Here is a 5239-nt window from a genome sequence, read left to right on the forward strand (position 1 = left end):
ATCTATAATTACTACCAGAACAAGGGGGACATCCTCGGCGCCATCGTTTCCATGGAGGTCAACGAGGTGCTGAATGCCGGGCGAGGCGTGGTCGCCAGCCCGCCCGCCAATGTCGGCGACGCGCTCGACACGCTGATCGGCATCTATATCGAGCACTCGCTGAATTACCTCAGCAAGGAGATGTGGCGCCAGGCGATGGCGATTTCGACGCAACTGCCCGACAGCCTCTTCGGCCAGACCTACACCGCGCTCGACCGCGAGCTGACCCGGCAGATCAGCGCGCTGATCGCCCGCCTGCAGCAGATCGGCCTTGTGCGCGCCGACATCGACGGCTCGGCGGTGGGCGAGCTGATCTTCAACAACATGAACATGATGTTCATCGAGTTCGTGAAGCGCGACGAGGCGAGGATACCGGAGCTGAGGGCGGCGATACGAAGGCAGAACCGGGTGCTGGTGGCGGCGATTGGGGTGTGAGCTCGCCGTACGACTATGCTGCGAAGGGCCTGGAGATCCCCATTCGAATGGAAATTTTGGCTTAGCTGTGATGCCGTCAATGTCATTCTTTTATCTTACCCCACATTCCACCTGTGAAGCTATCGGTGTCCGCGATCTGTGAAGCTATCGGTGTCCGCGATCCTCAAAATCTGAACGGGGTCTTTGTTATACCGCAACCCGAACCATCCTTCGTATTCCAACCGGACAGAAAATTCTGCCATCGGTCTCCAGAAGCGCGCCAAAAATATCTCAATTGGATTGGCTAATCTCCGGGTACGTGTCCACTTCCAGAGGCTTACTGGCGGTAAATGCAAGCTAGCAATGCTGCTTAAACGCGCTATGAACGTGGCATGAGTGCGGGCGGAGACGGGGTGATAGATGTTACGCCGCTGGTCGAGGTCGCTCGACCAGCGGGTGAGAACCTGCCATTTATACCCCGCCGTTTCCAGGCTGGCGGTCGGCTTGAGATTGCTGACAGCGCAGGCATCCAAAACACATTTATTACGACTTGTGTCCTTTGCGGTGGGGTGATCGCGGGGGAAGAAGCGTCGCTGGAGCATCCACTTCCGCAATGGCTGCACAAATATGCTGGCGATGTGGGCGAAAGGAAAGCTTCAGCTTTCCGAGTGTCTGAGACCATTCAACCGACTTGGCGTCAGCTTAGCTTAAATTCCCACAAAGAATGCAACAGGTTGTTTGCGCGGAAGATAGAGGACCCATCGATCACGGCTGTGAAAGCCATGGTTGATGGCGGGAGATTGACGTGGACCCAACTTGACGCGGCCTTCGATTGGCTGGACAAGATAAAATCCGCTTCTGCACATATGGCGACCGCGTTGCGTGGTCACAATATTCGACTTGGCTATGGCGATATATCGTTTCCCAACAAACGTGTGGGAGCATTTGATCGACTAGCAATAATTTACAGGATATCAGATGGTAGGCCTCCACTTGACCTGTGGGATTGTCTCAACGATGGTTTTCTGACAACGCCGTCAGCAATCACGCTCCGTGTGAAAGACCTAGTTATCGTGTATTCCAGCAGTACCTTTTTGTTATCAACAGCTTTCGGACTCGGGAAAAGCATGAATCAGAACGGTTCGGCCACGTACATTCCCGGTGCGGGAATTTTCGCCCCGGGCTTTGGAACCCGTTTTTGTCGCATTCCTTCTGCCAAGATTCTAGCCCAACCGATGCGTCGGCAATATCAGAAAGAGGGTTGGTTAGATCATAGTCCTGCTCTTCAGAAAAATGGCGATGGCAGGGTTTACGAGCTAATTGGAAGCAGGTGGATTAGGGTAAGAAGTTGCGACTTCTCAGTTCTGCCAAAACTTAACAGTCGGCTGGGATACGCGTTGGCCGCCCTCGAAACTGTCGAATGGATCATCCTTTCTAAAGAGCAAGACGAAGCGCGGTATGGGACGCCTGAAAGTTTCTTCCTAAAGAGCCTTCCTGCGCTGCATGACGAAAAACGACAGCTGATAAAGTATGTAACCGACCTGCGAGGCGGCTTGCCTATATCTGAAAGCGACCGCACAACGGGTCCGTAAAGTGGGTCCGGCCTTCATCATCGGGAGAGATGCGAGAGATCGGCCCCGTTAAGCACGTGCGCGTCAGGGGGCGAGGTATCAAGAAGTCAGGCTGAGTTGTGAAACTTCTGGTGCCCCCGGCAGGGATCGAACCCGCGACCTTCGGTTTACAAAACCGCTGCTCTACCAGCTGAGCTACAAGGGCACGGCGCTCCGGTAGCACATTTCGTGCGCCAGTAAAGACAAAACTCAGTTTTGGCTTGCTGGTGGAGGCTGTGGCTTTGCCGACCTGCTGAAAAGTGGCGCACCGCTTCCTACATCCTGTTCGGGCGCAATCGCATCGAACGGGGTGCCGCATGATCAGATTCGTCATCATCCTGCCGCTCATAGTCGTGACCTGGCTTCTCCTGGTGAAGGTCGTCAGCGATCTGAAGAAAGGCCAATATCGACTGGACCGGCGTCGCCACTTTCGTCGGCTTCATCGTGCTCGCCTTCTGGCTGAGGCATGTCACGGGGATGGGATGAGGTGAGCGAATAGCGAATAGCGAATAGAGGACCTCAGTTCTGGTCGCTATTCGCTATTGCCTACGCGCTATTCGCTACTCCCTTGGAAAAAATCTCAAAAAATCTTCGAACCTTTCTCGATGCCACGGCGACAGACGATCAAGAGGCGGATGGTTCGCCTCTCCAACGAAACCAGGAGATCGTCATGTTCAAGCGCACCATCGTTTCCGGCCTCATCGCCACCACCGTCGCCGCCGGCTCGCTCGTCGGCACCGTCCAGCCTTCGGCCGCCCACGGCCATCATCACCGCCGCGAGCTCGGCATCGGCATCGCCGCCGGCGTCGGCGGCTTCGTGCTCGGCAGCCTGCTCGCCCAGCAGCAGCCCCGCACCGTCTATGTCGAGGAAGGCGGCTATGAAGGTTCCTGGCATGTTCGCCGCTGCATGGCCCGCTACGGCAGCTATGACCCGGATACGAACACCTATATCGGCTACGACGGTTACCCGCACTATTGCCATCTGTAAGAGAAGGCGGGCCAGGAAAGAGGGGCTGCACGCGGCCCCTTTTCTTGCGTTCGAGCGTTAGACACCAGTTCCCAGCACAGGGATTTTGACTGGTCGGCTATGTTTATGTTGCGCATGCCTTGGAGATTGGCCGAAACGCCACTCAGTCGTCATCCACGGGCGGAGCAAGGAGCGAAGCGACGCGCGCAGACCCGAGGATCCATTCCGTGATGCATGAGCGCTGCCGCGGTGCAGAATTCTGCTCCGCTGCACTCTTAACCACGGTCACGGAATGGATTCCAGGGTCTCCGCGACGCCGCTTCGCGGCTGCTCCGCCCAGGGATGACGAGGTTGGAAGGCTTCGGCCAATCCTTGGCGTTTGCGCTGATTTCCCGGAAAGGAACGGTGAAAATCGTGCCCGTCGACAAACGGCAGCTTTCAAAATCCCTGTGCAGTGCCACCAGCCTAACTGGCTTGGTTAAGCGAACAGCTTTCCCGCCCCGACCGATTTAGGAATTGGGCTTCAGCTCCGGCATCGCCAGTCCGGCCGCCTTGCAGGCGCCGCTGACTGAGGCGTCATTTATCGCGACGAGTTCGAAACTGTTTCCGGCATCGGGATAGATCTTGCCGATGAAAGGCTCGTTGCCGCCCGAAGAACCCTTGTCGTCGACATAGCCGCACACCACGATTTCGTGGCGGCCGTTCAAACTGCGTTCTCCGGCGAGCATCGTTCGGAACTTGGCGGCGAGCGGGTTCTTCAGGTGCTGGCGGACGCCGGCGGTGACGATCTCCTCCATCGCCAGCGAGATCGGAACAGGATCGACCAGCGGGTTGCCGCTGGGATTGCCGATGGGTTCGACCGGCGCCGGTGCCGCCGCCACGCATCCGCAAAGCGAAGCGGCGGATAGAAGGACGACTGTTTTCCGCATGCGTGCCCTTTCGCACGCATCCCGACGCCCCGGCAAGATGGTCAAGCCGGTGGTCCGGCCTATGCCCGGTCGGATCCTGCCAGGCATCCAGCGATGTACAGCGATTTTGCAAGCGTTTAGTCTGGCTTTGGCGCCAATCGAGGGGAGGGTGGCATGGACCAGCAGGATCCCAAGGAAGAACGGGTCGAACCAGTTTTCCGCAACGGCACCATCACCATCGTCGGCATCCTGCTTGCGTTCTCGCTAGGCTTCATCACGCATTGGGCGGCCAACCCGATCCCATGGCAGACCTACCACCTGGTCGCCGTCCTGCCGATCCTGGTCGGCATTGCGCTGCAGATCCGGGCGCTCGCCATCCTGCTCGACATCAAATCCCTGCAGCGAAGCGTTCATGACCGCGCCAGTCGGATATTTATCGCCGGCCTTATCCTGGCGGCCTGCGGCGTCGGGTTGGCCATCCTGCTCGATTTCTTCGACATATCGGCCAAGAGCGCCTTGCCGGGCGTGTCCTAATACGCTTTCACGCCCCCGATCATCTTCGTCACCTCGACCGCGGCGTCGTGCACCAGCGGGCCGATTTCGGCCAGCCGCTCGGGCGTGACCCGCACCGTCGGGCCGGACACCGAAATGCCGCCGATCGGCTCGCCATATTCGTTGAAGATGGCCGCGGCCACGCAGCGCATGCCCGGGTGGCGTTCCTCGTCGTCCACGGACCAGCCGCGATGCTTGATGGTGGCGAGATCGTGGGCGAGGGCCGAGATGTCGGAAAGCGTCTTGTCGGTGTAGCGCTGCAGGCCTGCCTTGCGCAGGATCGCGGCTACCCGTTCCGGCTCGAGATGCGCCAGCACTGCCTTCCCGATGCCGGAAGCATGGAAGGGGCTGCGTGTGCCCGGCCGGAAGAAGGCGCGGATCGCCTGATGCGTCTCGACCTGGCTGACGAAGACGACGCAATCATCCTCGGCGACCCCCAGATTGGCGGTCTCGCCGGTCTTCTCCATCAGCTCCTGCATGACGATGCGGGCGCGGTCGACCAGCTTGCGCCGCCGCAGGAAGGCGGCCCCCATGCGATAGGTCTCGACGCCGACCGACCAGAGCTGGTCGGTCGTATCGAACTCGACCATGCCGTGGTTTTCCAGGGTCGTCAGCATACGATAGGCGGTGGAGGCGGCAATGCCGCTTTGCGCGGCGATTTCGCTGAGCGACAGGCCGCTGGCCTCGGCGACGATAGCGAGGATGCGCAGCGCCCGGTCGAGCGACTGCACCGACGCCGCTTCGGATGG

7 protein-coding genes and 1 tRNA gene are annotated in these 5239 nt (G+C 59.0%); 4 read left to right on the forward strand and 4 right to left on the reverse strand.

Annotated features, from left to right (window positions below; translation table 11 throughout):
• The coding region (locus tag EOA27_RS20535) for a TetR/AcrR family transcriptional regulator (RefSeq protein WP_127257010.1) at nucleotides 1-474 on the forward strand (474 nt) is incomplete at its 5' end.
• Between the two features lie 392 nt (nucleotides 475-866).
• Complete coding sequence (locus EOA27_RS20540) at nucleotides 867-2045, forward strand: hypothetical protein (protein WP_127257012.1); 1179 nt, start codon at nucleotides 867-869, stop codon at nucleotides 2043-2045.
• Between the two features lie 108 nt (nucleotides 2046-2153).
• On the opposite strand, the gene EOA27_RS20545 is transcribed toward EOA27_RS20540, so the two are convergent.
• Nucleotides 2154-2229: transfer RNA gene (locus tag EOA27_RS20545), tRNA-Thr, on the reverse strand.
• A gap of 109 nt (nucleotides 2230-2338) precedes the next feature.
• Nucleotides 2339-2506: a hypothetical protein gene (locus EOA27_RS41555; protein ID WP_210214161.1), complete on the reverse strand. Its 168-nt coding sequence runs from the start codon at nucleotides 2504-2506 to the stop codon at nucleotides 2339-2341.
• Nucleotides 2507-2733: 227 nt separating this feature from the next.
• Here EOA27_RS41555 and EOA27_RS20555 point away from each other — a divergent pair, with 227 nt between their 5' ends.
• Complete coding sequence (locus tag EOA27_RS20555) at nucleotides 2734-3051, forward strand: BA14K family protein (protein ID WP_126082823.1); 318 nt, start codon at nucleotides 2734-2736, stop codon at nucleotides 3049-3051.
• Between the two features lie 488 nt (nucleotides 3052-3539).
• Here the strand turns inward: EOA27_RS20555 and EOA27_RS20560 are convergent, their stop codons facing one another.
• Nucleotides 3540-3959, reverse strand: coding sequence for a hypothetical protein (locus tag EOA27_RS20560; protein ID WP_126082822.1), 420 nt, complete (start codon nucleotides 3957-3959; stop codon nucleotides 3540-3542).
• A 153-nt stretch (nucleotides 3960-4112) separates the two neighbouring features.
• Between EOA27_RS20560 and EOA27_RS20565 the strand changes: the two genes are divergently transcribed.
• Nucleotides 4113-4472, forward strand: a complete 360-nt coding sequence (locus tag EOA27_RS20565) for a hypothetical protein (protein ID WP_126082821.1) — start codon at nucleotides 4113-4115, stop codon at nucleotides 4470-4472.
• Here EOA27_RS20565 and bhcR read toward each other — a convergent pair.
• Nucleotides 4469-5239 (reverse strand): HTH-type transcriptional regulator BhcR (gene bhcR, locus EOA27_RS20570; RefSeq protein WP_145970441.1); only part of this gene is annotated, 771 nt, incomplete at its 5' end. The genes EOA27_RS20565 and bhcR overlap by 4 nt on opposite strands.

This window comes from Mesorhizobium sp. M2A.F.Ca.ET.037.01.1.1 (assembly GCF_003998075.1).
GTDB lineage: Bacteria > Pseudomonadota > Alphaproteobacteria > Rhizobiales > Rhizobiaceae > Mesorhizobium.